Raw genomic sequence first — 19,141 nt, forward strand, 5'->3', positions numbered from 1 at the left:
TGATTCATCCGACTCGCCAATGAAAAGGTTCGAATTTCATGCCTCAGCATTTACCGACCCTTAAATCATCGGGCCTATCATTAACGATGCCCGTAAACGAAAGGTTACCAGCGGTAGGTTTTTGTTAATATCGCAGGAAATTTTTTAGCAAACCGTGTCAAAGCGGCGCGCAGGGCGGTTTCAAGTTGAGCCGGGGTCTCGCATCACGGGAGTAATGCGTATGAAGTCGCGAGAAAGTCTCGTTCGCCTGAAAGAGTTTCAGGTGAACGAAAAACGACGTCAGCTGCAGCAATTGCAGATGATGATGTCTGAATTCGAACGGATGACGAAGGATCTGGAGAGCCAGATCGTCGTCGAGGAAAAGAAGTCCGGTATATCAGACCCGAATCACTTTGCTTATCCGACCTTCGCCAAGGCTGCGCGTCAGCGGGCCGACAACCTGCAGGTTTCGATCAAGGAACTGAAGATGCAGGAAGAGACGCTGGAATTGGCGCTCGAAGAGATGCAGGCGGAATATGCAAGGGCGACGGCGCTGGAAGAGCGTGACGGCGGCGCCCGCGCTAGGGCGTAAGAGAAAGGTGGGCGCCGGCCTCGGCGCCCTGGAGATCGCCACTGAGAAGCCATGTATGATGGGCGCGCTGTCCGTCATACATGGCTTTTGGTGTTTCCATCTTTCGACAGCCGCATGCCGCGACCCAAAACCCGCGCCGGTTTCAGGTGACCGGAATCAGTTCACGACATCCTTCCATTCGGGATGGTGCTGGGCCTGTGCCTTGAAGAAGGGGCAGAGCGGGATGATCTTCCAGCCGCCGGCGCGGGCTGCTTCCACAGCATGGAACGCCAAGGCCTGGCCGACGCCCTTGCCGCGCAGCGCGTCGGGAACGGCCGTGTGATCGATGATGATAAGTTTCGGCGATGTTCTGGAATAGGTCATCTCCGCCTCGTGTCCTTCGAGTTCGGCCGCATAGCGGCCACCGGAGGCGCCTTCTTCGTTTCGAATGTCCATCGTATTTCCTCATGAACGGATATCGTTGTCGCCGACCGTGACACGGCGGCGCAGTCGTGCCAAGTCGGTGAGGCAATTGCTGGAGGAAACGGAGTGTTCATGAAAAATGCTGGATCGACGCGGTTCGTCCTTATGGGAGCGCTTTCGATGATCCGCCCCGTTCTTCTTGTCGCTGCGCCCTTTCTCCTGGCGCTCGGCCTGATCTTGCCGCTGGTCCGTTTCGAGACTTTGTATTTCTTCAACAAGACGCCGTCGCTCATTGAAATCGTCCTCTCGCTCTGGCAGGGCGGGGACGGGCTGCTGGCGGCGATCGTCGCGCTGGTTTCGATCGTACTTCCATTTCTGAAGATGGTCGGCATCACCGCGGAGGCGATGGGGATCACCGCAGAAGTAACGGCTGCCGGCGGCGGGACCGGCAGCCTGTTTTATCGTCGCGTGGTGCCGCATCTGTCCAAGTGGTCAATGATGGACGTGCTGCTGGTCGCGATCGTGATTGCGGCTGCGAAAACGACGGGTCTGGCGGATGCCTTCACGCAGCCCGGGCTCTGGTGCTACGCGGCCTCGTCAATGATTTCGGGCCTTCTTCATTCCCTTATGGGAGATGCGTCCGGCCCGAAATAAATGTCGGTGATGGCGGGTGATTAGTGGCGATATTGCTGGATGCGCGTGGTGCGCAAGCCGGCGAGGCCGTGGCTGTTGATCGACGACTGCCAGGAGAGGAATTCTTCGACGGTGAGCGTGTAACGCTCGCAGGCCTCTTCCAAGCTCAACAGGCCACCGCGGACAGCCGCGACAACCTCTGCCTTCCGGCGGATCACCCAGCGCCGCGTATTGGGCGGCGGAAGATCCGCGATCGTCAGGGGGCTGCCATCGGGGCCGATGACATATTTTACTCGGGGACGTATCATTTCGGTCATTGGACTCTCTACACAACGCAAGACCACGAGCCCCACTCTAGCCTGCCACATTTAAAAATTGCCTAAGCCCATCGTAAGACTTTGATAACAAATTTAGATGCCCTCGCGCGACCGCTGATTTGGCAGGGCCGCCTGCCGCTACGTCAATTTGTGACGGTTGCATGGGAGCCATGCGGAATAAATATTACCTGGTTTGCCGGGAAAATTTTATAAGCACTTCAACATAAAACGAGCGCAAGACCTTCGTCTCCGCTCTTCCCGCTGTATCGGTCCAGTTCGTGCTTTCGACGCTTCGTGTCCTCGGGATGCGGGCAAAAGCCGTGTTTGCCGGTGCTTCGGCGCGAGCTTCTCGTCGCCGACAGCGAGGCTGAGCCGAAGCGCGCCGTATGAGGATACGAAAATGAAAAGACGTGAGCGCGCAGTCGACGACTGCGCTGAAGATGCTGCATTTTCGCCTTCGCGGGCCGATGCCGCCGGTATTGCATTCAAGGACGCCGAAGAACGGCTCGGCGAGATGGCGAAGCTTGCGGGCTTCGATTTCTACTTGCTCTCGGCCTTCCCGCGGGGCGACCGCACGGCCTTCATCGAAAACCGGCTGATCAGCAACTGGCCGCAAAGCCTCGTCGGCTTCTACGAGGCGGCCGATCTCTTCTATTGCAGCAGGCTGGTGAGCGCGATGAAGCGGACGATCATGCCGATCTTCTGCGAGGAGGGCCCCTTTGCGGGCAGCGCCGCCAATCAGGAAAACCGCCGGTTGAACACGCTCTTCCAGATGCACGGGTTGAAGAGCACCTATGCCTTCACGCTGCACGACTCTGACCTGAAACAATACATCTTCGCCTTCTCAGGCGGCTCTCCCATGCCCGCGCGGGAGCAGGCGACGGCGCTGCTTTATGGCTATATGGAGCTTCTGGACAAGATCTCGCGCAGCGCCAAACCGGAGGAAGGGCCGTCGGAGGCGCTCACCCGGCGCGAAATCGAATGCCTTCGCTGGTCGGCGGCCGGCAAGAGCAGTGACGAGATCGCGATCATTCTCGATCTCTCGTCGCATACTGTTGCAGGGTATCTGAAGGGCGCGATGCGCAAGCTTGATTCGGTCAACCGGATGCAGGCGGTCGCCAGGGCATTTCGCTACCGGCTGCTCTGAAGCGCGTTGCAATCTTTCAGATTCGCTTCCGGCGCTTCGGGTTCCCGCATCAATGCATATCGCCCAAAACCGCTGTGCAGTTTTGGGCGATATAGAGGGAGGCGGTCTTTCCCGGAAAACTTAGAAGCCTTTTCCGCGGGTCAATTCGGACACGACGGTTCCGACGATGATGCGCATATCCATCCAGATCGAAAAATTCTGGACGTAGTAGAGGTCGCTGACGATACGGGCCCGCGCCTTGGCCGGACGATCGGTCGGGCCGCGCAGACCGCGCATCTGGGCAAGACCCGTCATGCCGGGACGCATGGCGTGGCGCTGGTGGTATTCCGGTACGAGCTCTTCGTAAAGCATGTCGCTTGCGCGCATGCCGATGGCATGGCAGCGCGGACCGACGACCGACATGTCGCCCAGCAGCACGTTCAACAGTTGCGGCAGCTCATCGATATTCGTGCGGCGCAGGATGGCGCCGATGCGGGTGATGCGCGGATCGTTCCTCACCGTCTGAGCGACACCCGAGGCATCGCAGAGGTCGGTGCGCATCGAGCGGAACTTGTAGACCTTGATGGTCTTGCAGTTCTTGCCCCAGCGGGTCTGCTTGAAGAGCACCGGTCCCGGGCTGTCGAGTTTGATCAGCAGGGCGACGAGGAGGAGGAAAGGAGCGAGGACGAGGAGGGCGCTCAACGACGAAACGATGTCGAACGCCCGCTTCAGGGCAAGATCCATCCACGGCGCCTGCGGCGCGTCGCTATGGATAACGGGAGTCTGCATCTTCAGGCTCGGCAGCTGGCGGCTGCTCGACCGGAAGGACTCAGTCGAAATGCTGTTGTTTAGTTCCGTGATGCTCAAGGATCGTACTCTGTTGTCTTCGAGGGGCGCGGCGGCAATAGGCGATCAATGGTTAACCCTGTCACCAGGGGTGCACTCAGGTCTTAGTAACCCTACTAAAACGGAAAAATGCGACAATTGTGTAATGCTGTCCAGAGAAATATCGCATCGCAGCAAATCTTTCGCACTTGCGTTAAGTTGAGGCAACCTCATGATATTCCGTTAAGAATTGGAATTTCGTCAAGGTTTTTAGGCCCTTGGCGAGGGCTTCCAGGGGTGTGATGGCGTGCTGTTTCGACACTCGGTCGGTACTCGTTAACCAATATTTTTAACCGGATCCGACACGAAATTTTTTTGGTGAGGGCGCTCGGTTGCCGTCAACCTGTGTCACAATGTGACAAAATCAAGGCAGGATCGGTGACCGCATATGCAGAGAATCGGGTCGCGTCGAGAATCACTTGATCGGGCGCCGACCCTGCGAATCGCTCCGCGAGGGGCAGCGGCCTGAGAACGACAAGATGATGTGAGGTGATCGCGCGGGAGGGATGCTGCGGCCAATGGCGGCAACTGAGCATCACGCGGCAGGAGGATTGCGGCTTGGCTACCTTCAGCGCTTGCTGCGGATGGTCACGCCGGTTCGAGGACGCGTTTCCTGCCGCCCCAGGAGATGAAGTTCGGATTGGCGAAGTCGAAATCGGCCGCCGCTCCCGTCTTGCCATAAGTCAGGGGCGCGCCATCGAGCGTCACCGTCGAGCCGCCGGCGGCGCGCAGCACCGCATCGCCGGCCGCCGTGTCCCATTCCATTGTGCGGGTGAAACGCGGATAGACGTCGGCCTTGCCTTCGGCCAGCAGACAGAATTTCAGCGAGGAGCCGATATTGGTGCATTTGGAGATCGCGTGGTGGGCAAGGAAGCTGCCGGTCTCCGGGCTGTTGTGGCGAAGGCTTGCGAGCGCCAGCCTGTCGTCCGGCTGTTCGCGCACGGTGATCGTGCTGCGCGCGCCGACCGTGAAATCGTCGGTGACAACAAGCCTTTCGGCGTGGCCGCACTCTCCCGAGAAGGCAAGCCCGAGCGCCGGCGCATAGACGATGCCGGCCACCGGGGCGCCGTTCTCGATATAGGCGATGTTGACGGTGAATTCCTGCCGTCCGTCGACGAATTCGCGTGTGCCGTCGAGAGGATCGACCAGGAAGAAGCCTCGGCCGCTGATATCAGGCACCTTGCCGGCGGCAACCGACTCTTCCGCCACGACGGGTATTTCGGGATAGTCTCTGGCGAGATGGGCGAGGATGATGCGTTCGGCCTCCTCGTCGGCGACCGTGACCGGACTTGCGTCCGCTTTCATGGAGACGGGAAAGCCCTCGCGCAAGACCGTGATGATGGCCTTACCGGCTTCCAGTGCCGCCTTTTCGAATGTCCTCAGCATTGTCCTTTTGCCGTTCGCCGTGCGGCGAGCACCCCGCTGTCGCTCGTCCGCAAACCATCCCAGTCATGCCATCTACCCGTCGAGAATTTATATGGTGTTTCCCGCCGCGCTTCGCACCCCTCATACGTAATCCGGTGATGCTACCATAAGTTCCCAGCCTTGTCAGACGAGAGGCGAGCATTCAGTCATGAAATGGCATTCGAAAAAGCATCCACCCCAGGGTCTGAATTTGCGCCATCTTCCAATTCTGTGGAATAGCTTACGCGGCGAGCGGCGCAAGAAATCGGCGGCAATATCACCGGATGGTTAACCCGATGGCGATTTCTGGCTAAAAATCCGCCTTTCGGTGCCGTTTTTCTGTGGATTTTGGTTCAAAACGAGCCATTTAGGCCTGTTCCACCAAGAATCTGTCGGAGTAAAGCCTTTTTGTCTTCACATTTTCAACGAAACCGCTATGCATGCGGCCTATGAGGTTCTCTGAAACGGAGAACCAATGAACCAAAAAGAGATGCAGCTTATTCGGCTCGCATCCAGGGGAAAACGACATATGGAGTATTTCGTCCAGCAGCTCTTCAATGGGCTGACGCTCGGATCCATCTATGGCCTTGTGGCTATCGGCTATACGATGGTTTATGGCATTATCGGCATGATCAACTTCGCCCATGGCGACATCTTCATGCTCGGTGGTTTTGCCGCTCTTATCGTCTTTCTCGTCCTCACATCCATCTTCGCAGGTCTCCCGGTGGCAATTCTGCTGCTGGCGATGCTTGTCGTCGCGATGCTGATGACGAGTTTGTGGAATTGGACGATCGAGCGCATTGCATACCGTCCGCTGCGCGGTTCCTTCCGCCTGGCGCCGCTGATCACCGCGATCGGCATGTCGATCGTGTTGTCCAACTTCATCCAGGTGACGCAGGGTCCGCGCAACAAGCCGATCCCGCCGCTGGTGAGCTCGGTCTATCAGTTCGGCAACATCTCCGTGTCGCTGAAGCAGATCGTCATCATCATCATCACGGCGGTGCTGCTCACGGTCTTCTGGTATATCGTCAACCATACAGCGCTCGGCCGCGCCCAGCGCGCCACGGAGCAGGACCGCAAGATGGCGGCGCTGCTCGGCGTCAATGTCGACCAGACGATTTCGATCACCTTCGTCATGGGTGCCGCACTCGCTGCCGTCGCCGGCACGATGTATCTGATGTATTATGGCGTTGCCTCGTTCGCCGACGGCTTCACGCCGGGTGTAAAGGCATTTACCGCAGCCGTCCTCGGCGGCATCGGCTCGCTGCCGGGCGCCGTTCTCGGCGGGTTGATGATCGGCCTCATCGAATCTTTGTGGTCAGCCTATTTCACCATCGCGTACAAGGATGTCGCGACCTTCGCCATCCTCGCTTTCGTGCTGATCTTCAAGCCGACGGGCATTCTTGGGCGGCCGGAAGTCGAGAAGGTATAACGTCATGGCAAACATTGAGAATTCTGCAGGCAAGCCCGATGCCGGACTTGTCCGCAAGGGTCTTATCCAAGCCCTTTTCGCCGCCGTGCTGGCGTTCGGCATGTTCGTTCTCTATGTCGGTCTCAAGACCGACCAGAATATCAGCAACGAGCTGGTCATCGTTCAGCGCTGGGGACTGCTTGCGATTTTCGTCATAATCGCCGCAGTTGGCCGCTTCGCCGTCGTCATGTTTGCAGCAATACCCGGCCTGTTCGCCAAGACTATGCGAGTGGTGGTTCCTGTAGCGGTTCTGATGATCGTGGCCTACCTGGCTTACGTGTTCATTCGTGAACAGTTTTGGCTCGATCTGCTGATCCTGGGCGGCCTGGTTGTGCTGGCCGCATTGTTGGGCGTGCTGATCAAATACGTTCTTCTCCCGGCAGAGGAGAGGCGTCGGGAACGCAATGTAGAGGCCGAAAGACTTGGATTGCCGCTGGAAGCAAGCCCGTATGAGACCCATTTTCTGAAGGTCGTGCTGGCTCTGTTGCTGCTCTATCCTGTGATGGCTGTAGCGCTCAGAGGTCCTCAGGGTTCGTTGACGTTTGTCGACAATTTCGGCATTCAGATCCTGATTTACGTGATGCTCGCCTGGGGTCTTAACATCGTTGTCGGCCTTGCCGGTCTTCTCGACCTTGGTTATGTCGCCTTCTACGCCGTCGGCGCCTATTCCTATGCATTGCTGTCGAGCTATTTCGGCCTGTCTTTCTGGGTGCTGCTGCCGCTTTCCGGTATCTTCGCCGCACTCTGGGGTGTCATCCTCGGTTTCCCGGTATTGCGCTTACGCGGCGACTACCTCGCCATCGTGACGCTCGCCTTCGGCGAAATCATACGCCTCGTGATCATCAATTGGACTGATCTGACGAAGGGCACCTTCGGCATCTCAGGCATTGCCAAGGCTTCGGTCTTCGGTATCTGGACCTTCGATGTCGGCAAGGTGAATAATTTCGCCAAGGTTTTCGGGCTGCCTTCGTCATCGGCCTATTACAAAATCTTCCTGTTCTACGTCATCCTGGCGCTCTGCATGCTGACCGCCTATGTGACGATCCGGCTACGCCGCATGCCGATCGGCCGAGCTTGGGAAGCGTTGCGTGAAGACGAGATCGCCTGCCGCTCACTTGGCATCAACACGGTGACGACTAAACTTACGGCGTTCGCTACCGGTGCGATGTTCGCGGGCTTTGCCGGCTCGTTCTTTGCAGCACGCCAGGGCTTCGTTTCGCCAGAATCCTTCGTCTTCCTGGAGTCGGCTGTCATCCTCGCCATCGTCGTGCTCGGCGGTATGGGCTCGCTGACCGGAATCGCGATTGCTGCGATCGTCATGGTCGGAGGTACCGAGGCGCTACGCAGTATGGACTTCCTGAAATACATCTTCGGTCCGACCTTCACGCCGGAGCTTTACCGCATGCTTATCTTCGGCCTCGCCATGGTTGTGGTGATGCTATTCAAGCCGCGTGGTTTCGTCGGCTCGCGATCGCCGACAGCCTTCCTCAAGGCGCGTAAGGCAATCTCCGGAAGCTTCATCAAGGAGGGACACGGTTGATGAGCCCGGTCACCAATACGATGTCGAGCGACATTCTTCTCAAGGTCGAGCACCTGTCGATGAAGTTCGGCGGCCTGATGGCCATCAACGACTTCTCCTTCGAAGCCAAGCGTGGCGACATCACTGCGCTGATCGGCCCGAACGGCGCCGGCAAGACGACCGTCTTCAACTGCATCACCGGCTTCTACAAGCCGACGATGGGCATGATCACGCTCAACCAGAAGGGCGGCAAGCAATACCTATTGGAGCGTCTTCCGGACTTCCGGATCACCAAGGAAGCCAAGGTTGCGCGCACCTTCCAGAACATCCGGCTGTTTTCCGGCCTGACCGTTCTCGAAAATCTGCTCGTCGCCCAGCATAACAAACTGATGCAGGCCTCGGGTTATACGATCCTCGGCCTCATCGGCGTCGGTCCCTACAAGCGTGAAGCCGCCGCAGCAATCGAGCTCGCGCGTCATTGGCTTGAGAAGGCCAACCTGATCGACCGCGCCGACGACCCCGCCGGTGATCTGCCCTACGGCGCTCAGCGCCGTCTCGAGATTGCGCGCGCCATGTGCACCGGTCCGGAACTGCTCTGCTTGGACGAGCCGGCCGCGGGCCTTAACCCGCGCGAATCCGCGACGCTCAATGAGCTTCTCCAGAACATCCGTGCCGAAACCGGAACATCCATCTTGCTCATCGAGCATGACATGTCGGTGGTCATGGAAATTTCCGACCACGTGGTCGTTCTCGAATACGGCCAGAAGATTTCCGATGGCACGCCGGATCATGTGAAGAACGATCCGAGGGTCATCGCGGCCTATCTCGGTGTCGAGGATGAAGAAGTGGAAGAGGTGATCGCAACCGTCGAGCAGCTCGAAGGAGGCGCAAACTGATGGGCGATGAAGTAATGACGGGTCAAGCGCTCCTTCAGGTAAACAGCGTCGAAACCTATTATGGCAATATCCGTGCGCTGGCCGGCATCGATGTTCATGTCAACAAGGGCGAGATCGTCAGCCTGATCGGCGCAAACGGCGCCGGCAAGTCGACGCTGATGATGACGATCTGCGGCAGTCCGCAGGCCCGTGTCGGTTCGATCGTCTTCGAGGGCCGCGACATCACCAAGCTTCCGACCCATGAAATCGCCCGGCTGCGCATCGCGCAGTCGCCGGAAGGCCGCCGCATCTTTCCGCGCATGACGGTTCTGGAAAACCTCCAGATGGGTGCGGGCCTCGACAACCTCAAATACTTCGCCGAAGACGTCGAGAAGATCTTCACGCTCTTCCCGCGTCTCAAGGAACGCCACGCCCAGCGCGGCGGTACGCTTTCGGGCGGCGAGCAGCAGATGCTGTCGATCGGCCGCGCGCTGATGGCTCGTCCGAAGCTGCTGTTGCTCGACGAACCTTCGCTCGGCCTTGCGCCACTGATCGTCAAGGGCATCTTCGAGGCGATCCGAAAGCTCAATGAACAGGAAGGGCTCACGGTTTTCCTCGTCGAGCAGAACGCATTCGCTGCGCTGAGGCTTTCGCACCGCGCTTACGTGATGGTGAACGGCAAGGTGACCATGAGTGGCACCGGCAAGGAACTGCTCGCCAATCCCGAAGTTCGCGCCGCCTATCTCGAAGGCGGAAGACACTAGTCGAAGGGAGAGTTTGACATGCAGGGACTTTTCTTCGAAAGCGATGACGGCGCCCGTCTGGTCATCCGCGCGATTGTCGCGCTCATCGGCTTCTGGACGGCTTGGCGAGCAGGCAAAGCGGTTGCGGACAGCTGGAGCAACTATCCGCGGGTGATCGTCTACACCTTCCTGCTTGCCTGGGCGATGCAGTTCCTCCACCATGCCCTCTTCAATGGGCCGATGCTCAGCACCCTCTATTACGCTATCGACTTCGTGACGCTGCTTGTCTTTTCGACGGCCGGCTTCCGCTTTCGCCGCACCAATCAGATGGTCAACAACTATTACTGGCTGTACGAAAAAACTTCCGCGTTCTCGTGGAAGGACAAACATTGACAGTCCGTTGAAACTAGGCATGAATTGCCTTCAGAGTGGAACAGCTTTCCTGGCGCAGTCAATGGTGGGTAGTGCGCCGGGCCTTGGACCGGAACCCGCCCAAAAATTGGGAGTAACAATATGAAGAAGTCTCTTCTGTCGGCAGTGGCTCTGACGGCGATGGTCGCCTTCAGCGGCAACGCTTGGGCCGACGTTCTCATCGCTGTCGCTGGTCCGCTGACCGGCCCGAACGCCGCATTCGGCGCTCAGCTCCAGAAGGGTGCCGAGCAGGCTGCTGCCGACATCAATGCTGCTGGCGGCATCAACGGCGAGCAGATCAAGATCGAGCTCGGTGACGACGTCTCCGATCCGAAGCAGGGCATTTCGGTCGCCAACAAGTTCGTTGCCGACGGTGTCAAGTTCGTCATTGGCCACTTCAACTCGGGCGTTTCGATCCCGGCTTCTGAAGTCTATGCCGAAAACGGCATTCTCGAAATCACCCCGGCCGCTACGAACCCGAAGTTTACGGAGCGCGGCCTCTGGAACACGTTCCGCACCTGCGGCCGTGACGACCAGCAGGGCGCCATCGCCGGCAAGTATCTTGCCGATCACTTCAAGGACGCCAAGATCGCCGTCGTTCACGACAAGACCCCTTACGGTCAGGGCCTTGCCGATGAAACCAAGAAGGCCATGAATGCCGCTGGTCTCACCGAAGTTATGTACGAAGGCATCAACGTTGGCGACAAGGACTTCTCGGCCCTCATCGCCAAGATGAAGGAAGCCGGCGTCTCGATCATCTATTGGGGCGGTCTGCACACCGAAGCCGGTCTCATCATCCGCCAGGCGGCCGACCAGGGCCTGAAGGCAACGCTCGTTTCGGGTGACGGTATCGTTTCCAACGAACTGGCCTCCATCGCTGGTGACGCCGTCGCCGGTACGCTGAACACCTTCGGTCCCGATCCGACGCTGAACCCGGCCAACAAGGACCTCGTTGCGAAGTTCAAGGCCGCCGGTTTCAACCCGGAAGCCTACACGCTCTATTCCTACGCTGCGATGCAGGCGATCGCCGGTGCCGCCAAGGCTGCTGGATCGCTCGATGCTGAAGCTGTTGCCACGGCCATGAAGGAAAAGGGTCCGTTCTCGACCGTTCTCGGCGACATCTCCTTCGATGAGAAGGGCGACCCGAAGATTCCTGGTTACATCATGTACGAATGGAAGAAGGGCGCGGACGGCAAGTACACCTACGTCCCGCAGGGCATGTAAGCTTAGCCGTCCTTTACGGGACAGGATTGTGGAAGCCCGGTTTCGACCGGGCTTCTTTCGTTTTGCGGGCGTTTCAATTGCTCTCCGCCTGGGTTAACTCTTGCCATCGTTTTGCAGCATCGAGCGGAGCCGCCCATGTCCAAACCCCGCATTCTCGTCACCCGGCGCTGGCCAACCGCGGTGGAGACCGTCCTTGCGGAACGTTTCGACGTCACGCTTAATCGCAATGACATTCCGCTTGGCGAAGACGAGTTGCGCCCGGCACTTTCGACCTATGACGCCGTGCTGCCGACGGTTTCCGACCGGTTGCCGGCCGCGATCTTCGAAGGCGCATCTGTCGTCACCAAGATCCTCGGCAATTTCGGCGTCGGCTATAATCACATCGATATAACAGCTGCTAAAGCACGAGGCATCACGGTCACCAACACGCCGGGCGTGCTGACCGACTGCACTGCCGACATCGCCATGCTGCTGCTGCTTTCCGTCGCCCGGCGCGGTGGCGAGGGCGAGCGGCAGGTGCGCGCCGGTGAATGGAAGGGCTGGTGCCCGACCCATATGATCGGCACCAAGGTAACAGGCAAGACGGTCGGCATCATCGGCTTCGGCCGCATCGGCAAGGCCTTCGCGCAACGCTGTCATTTCGGCTTCGGCATGGACGTCGTGTTCTTCAACCGCTCGCCGGTCGATCCCTCCGAGGCGGCCCGTTACGGTGCACGGCAGTTGGCTTCGGTGGAGGAGGTGCTGGCGACGGCCGATTTCGTCTCGCTGCATTGCCCCGGAGGGGCGGAGAACCGGCATCTGATGAACGCGGCGCGGCTTGCGGCAATGAAACCGGGTGCTTTTCTCATCAATACCGCGCGCGGTGATGTGGTGGACGAGACGGCGCTGATTTCAGCGCTGGAGAACGGTACGATCCGTGGCGCGGGGCTTGACGTCTATGAGGCGGAGCCGAACGTGCCGGACGCCTTGCGGCGGATGGAGAACGTTGTGGTGCTGCCGCATCTTGGCAGCGCGACGGAAGAGACACGCACGGCCATGGGCATGAAGGTGGTCGATAACGTGACGGCGTTTTTCGAGGGTCGGGATGCGCCGGACCGCGTGGTCTGAGCTGTCAGTCTTGGGTGGCGCGCCGTGCTATATCTCGTGCAGCACATGCGTCGCCTTCACGGCGGCTGATGCCCGGTTCTCGACGCCGAGTTTCACGTAGATCTGTTCGAGGTGCTTGTTCACCGTGCGCGCCGACAGTCCTAATATCTCGCCGATATCGCGGTTGGCCTTGCCCTTGGCGATCCAGAGCAGCACTTCGGATTCGCGCTGCGTCAGCGAGAAGCGCTGGCGCAACACCTCGTCGTCGCTGCGCTGGCTGGCGGCGGTGAGGCGGAAGAGATATTCGTCGGGCCCAATCGCACCGAGGAAGGCAAGCTGAAGGGCCGCCTGGCCGGCATGAGCGATCGAGATGATGCCGTCGCGCACCGCGGCCATACGGTCGCGCATCCAGCCGGAAATATGGCGCACGACGATCTCCATGCCGTCATCGCTGCCCATGGCGGCATTGACGAGCCGGGTCGCCTGCGGCGTCGACCAGTGGATCGCACCATCGCCTTTGACCGCCAGCAGATGGCGGCCGGCCGCGTCGAGGGCGACGCGGGCGCTCTGGGCCGAGCGGGCATTGCGCAAGTGGACGCGGATGCGGGCGCGCAGCTCGTCGATGTTGATCGGTTTGGTAAGATAATCGACGCCGCCGGATTCCAGCGCATGCACGACATGTTCGGTCTCGGTCAGTCCGGTCATGAAGATGACCGGCACCTGCGCCACCGCTGCATTCGCCTTCAGCCTGCGGCAAGTCTCGAAGCCGTCCATGGCAGGCATGACGGCGTCGAGCAGGATGAGATCGGGCGTGATGCGCTCGACGATACCAAGTGCTGCCGCGCCGGGGGTGGCGATCAGCACGGAGAAGCCGGATTGCTCAAGCGCGTCGGTCAGGAAGCCGAGCGCTTCTGCCGAGTCGTCGACGAGCAGAACGATGTCGCGGGGGAGGGCCGGCTCAGCCAATGGGTTCTACCTTTTCGTCGAAGTCGTGCAGGAAGGTCATGAAGCCGGCCAGGTCGAAGGCGGCGACATAGGCGCGAAGCGCCTCCGTGAATGGCCGATTTGCCTCCAGCTTGGCAAGATCCGAGAGCTTGGCTTCGATGCCCCTGATATAGCCGATCTCGCCGAGCCGAAGCAACTCCTGCACATGGGCAGTACCCGGGCTCAGCATCGGCGCTTCGGTCTTTTCCACGATAGCGGGGGCCGTGTCGGCATAGACCCATGCCAGACCGAGATGGAGGGCAAGCTTGTCGCGCAGCTGGCGGATGTCGACGGGCTTGCCGATCGCATCGTTATGGCTGTCGTCGCTGTCGCCGAGAACCGCCGCGTCGCCGATATTGGCCGACAGCATCAGCATCGGGGCGGTCTGGCCGGCTTCGCGCAGGCGCGAGACGAGCTGCCAGCCGCTCATGCCGGGCATCAGGATATCGACGAGGAAAAGGTCAGGCATGATGCCCTCGATCAGCGTCAGGCATTCGCCGCCGCCTGCCGCCGTCAGAACGATGAAATCGAGCGGCGCCAGGATTTCGCGCATCATCTCGCGGTGATCCTCGTTGTCGTCGACGACAACGACCGTGCGGCGTGGGCCTTCGTAACCGACGATGCGCTTTTCCTGCGGCGGAGCGGCGGGGCGCATGACGGCAGACAGCATCAGCCGCACGCGGAAGGTCGAGCCTTCGTCCTTGATGCTCGAAACCGCAATCTCGCCGCCGAGCGTGTTGGTGAGAAGCCGCGTGATGGTAAGGCCGAGGCCGAGGCCCGGCATCGGGCGGACGCTTTCGGCCTCGCCGCGCTGGAAGGGTTCGTAGATGCGCGTCAGGTCCTTCTCGGCGATGCCGCGGCCGGTGTCGGTGACGGTGAACGTCGCAACCTGGCTGCGGTAGCCAACATCGAAGGCAACGCTGCCTTCGTCGGTGAACTTGATGGCGTTGGAGAGCAGGTTGACGAGGATCTGGCGCAGGCGCTTTTCGTCGGTGCGGACGAATTGCGGCAAGGCCGGCGAGCGCTCATGGGTGAAGGCGAGCCCCTTTGCCTGCGCCTGCGGGCGGAACATGTCGACGATCTGATCGAGGAAGTCCTGGATATTGATCTCGTTGGAATAGACCTGCAGGCGCCCGGCCTCGATCTTGGAAATATCCAGGAGACCGTCGATCAGTCCGGAGAGATGTTCGGCGCTGCGGCGGATGACCTTGATCGAAGATTGGCGCGGCACAGGGATCGTCTCGTCACGCTCGAGGATCTGGGCATAACCGAGCACGGCGTTCAACGGCGTGCGCAGCTCGTGGCTGAGGCCGACGACATAGCGGCTCTTGGCGCGGTTGGCGGCTTCGGCCGTCTCCTTGGCATTCTGCAAAGCCGCGTCGGTTTTCTTGTGGGCGGCGATTTCCTTGAGCAGCAGCGTGTTCTGGCGCGAGGATTCCTCCTCGGCGACGACGCGGCTGTCATGGGCGAGCACATAGAACCAGCAGACGACGCCTGAGATCACCGAGAAGACGAAGAAGACGATCAGGATGGTACGGTTGACGACCTCGGCGGTCTCCGGCGAGGCGGAAGCGACCTGATGGGCGATCATCGCGAGAATCGCGCCGATCGCGGTCAGCGCCAAAGCGACGGCGATGCCGTAGCGGCCGAGGCGCGTCGTCAGCTTGCCCAGAATGCTCTCCGGCAGCAGCGTCTTGGCGACGGTGCCGACCTGCGCGTTGAAACGGGCGGCCGGCTTGCACATGTCGTGGCAGCGGCTGTCGAGCGAGCAGCAGAGCGAGCAGATCGGCGCAGCATAGGCCGGGCACCAGGCCATGTCCTCCGGCTCGAAGGGGTGCTCGCAGACGGAGCAGGTGATGCTCGTCAGGTTCTTCCAGCTCTGGCGCGGCTTGCGGGCGAGATAGAACTTGCCTTTCGTCGCCCAGGCGAGCGCCGGCGTGGCGACCAGCGCGATGGCGAGGGTGATGTAGGGGGCGAGCGAGGCGGCGGTCCCGCCGAAGGCGCCGAAATGGGCGATCAGCGACACCGTCGCCGACAGCGTCATGGCGCCGAGGCCGACCGGGTTGATGTCGTAGAGGTGGGCGCGCTTGAACTCTATGCCTGGGGGAGCAAGCCCCAGCGGCTTGTTGATGAAGAGATCGGCGGAGATCGTGCAGAGCCATGCCATGGCGATGATCGAGAAGATGCCGAGCGTCTCCTCCAGCAGCCTGTAGATGCCGAGCTCCATCAGGAGCAGGGCGATTGCGACGTTGAAGACCAGCCAGATGACGCGGCCGGGATGGCTGTGGGTCAGCCGCGAGAAAAAGTTCGACCAGGCGAGCGAGCCCGCATAGGCGTTCATCACGTTGATCTTCAGCTGAGAAACGACGACGAAGGCGGCCATCAGCAGCAGCGCGGCATTGTGCCAGGGGACCATGTAGCCGAAGGCGGTCAGGTACATCTGCGCCGGGTCGGCTGCGCGGTCGAGCGGCACGCCTGACGTGAAGGTCAGCACGACGAGAAACGAACCGGCAAGCAGCTTCGGCGCGCCGATGATGACCCAGCCGGGACCGGCGAGGAAGATGGCGAGGCGATGGCGCCATTTGCGCTGCGGGTCGGGCGGCAGGAAGCGCAGGAAGTCCGCCTGTTCGCCGATCTGCGACATCAGCGCCAGGATGACGGCGGAGGCGGCGCCGAATTCGACGAGATTGAAATCCGCGACCGTGCCGGGAGGGCCGGAAGCGTGGCGGATGCCGGCGAAGGCGCGCCAGAGATCGAATTTTCCCCAGTCCATAAAGGCGATGAAGATAAAGGGCAGGATGTTCAGCACGATCCAGAAGGGCTGGGTCATCAACTGGAACTTGCTGATCAGCCGCACGCCGTGCGTCACCAGCGGGATCACCATGACGGCGCTGATGATGTAACCGATCCAGAGCGGGATGCCGAGCGTCAGCTCCAGCGCGCCGGACATGATCGAGGCCTCGATCGCAAACAGCATGAAGGTGAAGCTTGCATAGATCAGCGAGGTGATGGTCGAGCCGATGTAGCCAAAGCCCGCGCCGCGCGTCAGAAGATCGATGTCGACGCCGTGGCGGATGGCATAGCGGCTGATCGGCAGGCCGATCGCCAGCATGGCGATCGAAGCGACGATAATGGCATAGAAGGCGTTGGTGGTGCCGTAGGAGAGCGTGATCGCGCCGCCGATCGCTTCCAGCGCCAGGAAGGAGATCGCGCCGATCGCCGTCTGCGAGATGCGCTGCGAAGAGAAATGGCGGGCGCTCTTTGCGGTAAAGCGCAGCGCATAATCTTCCAGCGTCTGGTTGGCGACCCAGCGATTGTATTCGCGTCTTACCGGAATGATGCGTTGGCGTGCTGCCATGTCTTCCTTCCGGCATTCCGGTTGGGCCTATCGTCTCCCAGGCACTCTTGGCGGGACGGGCGGGAAAGGCAAGAGGCGGAGCGCCGGCAGATTCACAGAACAGCAATATTTTTGAAACCGGTCTGTCACATAAGGGCTCTAACTCTCCCGCCGTTCGTTCAATCATTTCGGGTATCATCATGTCTGCTTTAAGCCTTTTCCGCCTGAGCACCGCCCTCGTCTGCCTTGTTTCGATCGTGCCGTCGCTTGCCGCCGCCGAGCAGGCGACAGCGGCGAAAGCGCCTTATGCCGAGGCCGGAAACACGAACAAGCGTGGCGATGCCTGCTTCTCGACGGTGGATACCAATGCCGCTGTCCATCTTCTCTCTGGCTTCCTCGAAGTCTGGACACCGCGCACGCCCTTCGTAGATGCCGGCGTTGAGGCCCCGGCCAAGGACAATTGCCCAGCGGTGGCCAAGACGGATTGGGACGGCATTCCCTTCAGCAAGGCCGATGGCCAGGTCGTCAACAAGCCAGTCCATGATGCAAACATCGCCTATGTCGTCAAGGCGACGAAGGCCCGGACGGCGGATCAGGCGGTCGCCGCCTATCTCGACGATCGGCGCGGCAAGAATGCCAGCATCGTCGATGGCCTCGGCCCGCTGACGGATGCCTGGAAGGCGGGCTCCAAGCAGACCACCACGATTACCGAAGTGGCCGCCGATGCGACGACCGTCAAATATGACGACAAGGGCAACAATCGCGGCGCCGGCAGCAAGCCGGACACGGAAAACAAGACCGATGCCAACCCGGACATGGGCCTTGCCATCGATTTCATCAATGCCGCGAGCGGTGACGGCTCGACGGAGCCGGCCAAGCGTTATTTTAAATATGCCCGTCCCTATCGTTGGAGCCAGGATGTCTCGGTCATCCCGACGCTCGAGCCCGCCAAGAACGGCAAGCCGGTCGAGGACGGCGGCTTCCCGAGCGGGCATACGGCAGAAGCCTGGCGCGATGCGCTCGCTATGGCCTATCTCGTGCCGCAGCGTTTTCAGGAAATGATCACGCGCGCCAGCGAAATGGGCGAAGACCGCATCCTTGCCGGCATGCATTCCCCCCTCGACGTGATGGGTGGCCGCATGCTTGGCACCGCCACGGTCGTCTACAATCTGAACAAGGCCGACAATTCAGCGCTGAAGAGCGATGCTTACGCCCAGGCGCAATCCTGGCTCGCCGCCAAATCAGGCGTTGCGGATGCCGGCGCGCTTGAAGTCGCCGCCCATGCAGCGCCGCTTGCCGCGGACCGTTTCGCCGATCATGATGCCAACCGCGCTTATGTGCTGCAGCGCCTGAGTTATGGCCTGCCCACCGTCCATGCGACCGACCAGCCGGCCCGCGTGCCGCAGGGCGCGGAAGCGCTTCTCGAAACCCGTCTGCCCTATCTCGACGGCGAGCAGCGCCGTGACGTGCTGAAGACGACGGAGATCGCCTCGGGCTATCCGCTGCTCGACGATGCCGAAGGCTACGGCCGCCTCAACCTGTTTGCTGCCCCCGACGGTTATGGCGCCTTCGAACAGGATGTGACGGTGACGATGGATGCCGAAAAGGGCGGCTTCAATGTGATCGACACCTGGCGCAACGATATCGGCGGCAAGGGCAAGCTGGTGAAGCGCGGCAGCGGCATACTCGGCCTTTCCGGCACCAACAGCTATGCCGGCGGCACGGTGCTGGAAGAAGGCGTACTGGTGGCAGGCTCACCCTCGGCCTTCGGCACCGGCGGACTGACGGTGAACGGCGGCTTTCTCGTCCTGGCGGCCGACAAGCCCCTGACTGTAGGCGGTGATTACCAGCAGTTCGGCAATGCCGCGGCGAAGCCGACGCTCGGTGCTGACGGCGCAGGCACGCTGGTCATCGCGGGCAAGGCGGCGCTCTCCGGCGACCTCGACGTGACGCTTGCCGCTGGCTATGACCCGGCGCCCGGAACGACGATCGAGATCCTGAAGGCAGGAGCCGTCACCGGCATCTTCGACAGGTTCACCATCTCCGGCCACAGGGCGGCCCTTTCCTACGGCCCGACATCGGTCACCCTGACGATCGGCGGATAATAATATCGAACCACAGGGCATCCCCTTTCCGTGGGGTGCCCTTCCTTG

Annotated in this window: 16 protein-coding genes and 1 pseudogene; 11 read left to right on the forward strand and 6 right to left on the reverse strand. The window is 60.6% G+C overall.

The features are described from left to right. Nucleotides 1-220: 220 nt before the first annotated feature. Complete coding sequence (locus tag EFD55_RS11630) at nt 221-571, forward strand: flagellar export protein FliJ (RefSeq protein ID WP_125845202.1); 351 nt, start codon at nt 221-223, stop codon at nt 569-571. Nucleotides 572-727: 156 nt separating this feature from the next. Here EFD55_RS11630 and EFD55_RS11635 read toward each other — a convergent pair whose 3' ends face one another. After that, complete coding sequence (locus EFD55_RS11635) at nt 728-1,006, reverse strand: GNAT family N-acetyltransferase (RefSeq protein ID WP_125845203.1); 279 nt, start codon at nt 1,004-1,006, stop codon at nt 728-730. Nucleotides 1,007-1,138: 132 nt separating this feature from the next. Here EFD55_RS11635 and EFD55_RS11640 point away from each other — a divergent pair, with 132 nt between their 5' ends. Continuing rightward, the gene (locus EFD55_RS11640; RefSeq protein ID WP_125845359.1) at nt 1,139-1,627 is read left to right on the forward strand and encodes a paraquat-inducible protein A; all 489 of its coding nucleotides are present in this window, start codon (nt 1,139-1,141) and stop codon (nt 1,625-1,627) included. A gap of 20 nt (nt 1,628-1,647) precedes the next feature. Here EFD55_RS11640 and sciP read toward each other — a convergent pair whose 3' ends face one another. Continuing rightward, nucleotides 1,648-1,923, reverse strand: coding sequence for a CtrA inhibitor SciP (gene sciP, locus EFD55_RS11645; protein WP_007533628.1), 276 nt, complete (start codon nt 1,921-1,923; stop codon nt 1,648-1,650). Nucleotides 1,924-2,323: 400 nt separating this feature from the next. Here sciP and EFD55_RS11650 point away from each other — a divergent pair, with 400 nt between their 5' ends. Next, nucleotides 2,324-3,070 carry a helix-turn-helix transcriptional regulator gene (locus EFD55_RS11650; protein WP_125845204.1) on the forward strand — a complete coding sequence of 249 codons (747 nt, stop codon included), beginning with the start codon at nt 2,324-2,326 and terminating at the stop codon, nt 3,068-3,070. A gap of 120 nt (nt 3,071-3,190) precedes the next feature. Here EFD55_RS11650 and EFD55_RS11655 read toward each other — a convergent pair whose 3' ends face one another. Next, nucleotides 3,191-3,916: a sugar transferase gene (locus EFD55_RS11655; RefSeq protein WP_125845205.1), complete on the reverse strand. Its 726-nt coding sequence runs from the start codon at nt 3,914-3,916 to the stop codon at nt 3,191-3,193. A 606-nt stretch (nt 3,917-4,522) separates the two neighbouring features. Then, entirely contained in the window at nt 4,523-5,320 is a 798-nt protein-coding gene (cysQ, locus tag EFD55_RS11660) for a 3'(2'),5'-bisphosphate nucleotidase CysQ (protein ID WP_125845206.1), read from the reverse strand. A 547-nt stretch (nt 5,321-5,867) separates the two neighbouring features. On the opposite strand from cysQ, the gene EFD55_RS11670 reads away from it, so the two are divergent. The 7 genes and pseudogenes from EFD55_RS11670 to EFD55_RS11700 all read left to right on the forward strand — a co-directional run bounded on the left by EFD55_RS11670 (nt 5,868) and on the right by EFD55_RS11700 (nt 12,688). Further along, on the forward strand, nt 5,868-6,770 hold the full coding sequence (locus EFD55_RS11670; RefSeq protein WP_097613744.1) for a branched-chain amino acid ABC transporter permease: 903 nt from the start codon (nt 5,868-5,870) through the stop codon (nt 6,768-6,770). A gap of 88 nt (nt 6,771-6,858) precedes the next feature. After that, nucleotides 6,859-8,349 (forward strand): annotated as a pseudogene (livM, locus tag EFD55_RS11675) (high-affinity branched-chain amino acid ABC transporter permease LivM); the annotation flags it as partial. Then, complete coding sequence (locus EFD55_RS11680) at nt 8,349-9,224, forward strand: ABC transporter ATP-binding protein (protein ID WP_125845208.1); 876 nt, start codon at nt 8,349-8,351, stop codon at nt 9,222-9,224. The pseudogene livM and the gene EFD55_RS11680, both read left to right, overlap by 1 nt. After that, on the forward strand, nt 9,224-9,967 hold the full coding sequence (locus EFD55_RS11685) for an ABC transporter ATP-binding protein (protein ID WP_183736695.1): 744 nt from the start codon (nt 9,224-9,226) through the stop codon (nt 9,965-9,967). The genes EFD55_RS11680 and EFD55_RS11685 overlap by 1 nt, the downstream gene beginning before the upstream one ends. Nucleotides 9,968-9,985: 18 nt before the next feature. Then, nucleotides 9,986-10,339, forward strand: coding sequence for a DUF6867 family protein (locus EFD55_RS11690; RefSeq protein WP_125845209.1), 354 nt, complete (start codon nt 9,986-9,988; stop codon nt 10,337-10,339). A gap of 120 nt (nt 10,340-10,459) precedes the next feature. Then, on the forward strand, nt 10,460-11,581 hold the full coding sequence (locus EFD55_RS11695) for a branched-chain amino acid ABC transporter substrate-binding protein (protein ID WP_125845210.1): 1,122 nt from the start codon (nt 10,460-10,462) through the stop codon (nt 11,579-11,581). A gap of 135 nt (nt 11,582-11,716) precedes the next feature. Further along, nucleotides 11,717-12,688: a 2-hydroxyacid dehydrogenase gene (locus EFD55_RS11700; protein ID WP_125845211.1), complete on the forward strand. Its 972-nt coding sequence runs from the start codon at nt 11,717-11,719 to the stop codon at nt 12,686-12,688. Nucleotides 12,689-12,715: 27 nt separating this feature from the next. On the opposite strand, the gene EFD55_RS11705 is transcribed toward EFD55_RS11700, so the two are convergent. Together EFD55_RS11705 and EFD55_RS11710 are read right to left on the reverse strand one after the other, a co-directional pair. Further along, a complete protein-coding gene (locus tag EFD55_RS11705) occupies nt 12,716-13,633 on the reverse strand; it encodes a response regulator transcription factor (protein ID WP_125845212.1) in 918 nt (305 codons plus the stop codon). Then, a complete protein-coding gene (locus tag EFD55_RS11710; protein WP_125845213.1) occupies nt 13,626-17,009 on the reverse strand; it encodes a hybrid sensor histidine kinase/response regulator in 3,384 nt (1,127 codons plus the stop codon). The genes EFD55_RS11705 and EFD55_RS11710 overlap by 8 nt, the downstream gene beginning before the upstream one ends. A gap of 179 nt (nt 17,010-17,188) precedes the next feature. On the opposite strand from EFD55_RS11710, the gene EFD55_RS11715 reads away from it, so the two are divergent. Next, nucleotides 17,189-19,093 carry an acid phosphatase gene (locus EFD55_RS11715; RefSeq protein ID WP_125845214.1) on the forward strand — a complete coding sequence of 635 codons (1,905 nt, stop codon included), beginning with the start codon at nt 17,189-17,191 and terminating at the stop codon, nt 19,091-19,093. Nucleotides 19,094-19,141 lie beyond the last annotated feature (48 nt).

Source organism: Rhizobium pisi (genome assembly GCF_003938655.1).
Lineage (GTDB): Bacteria > Pseudomonadota > Alphaproteobacteria > Rhizobiales > Rhizobiaceae > Rhizobium > Rhizobium pisi.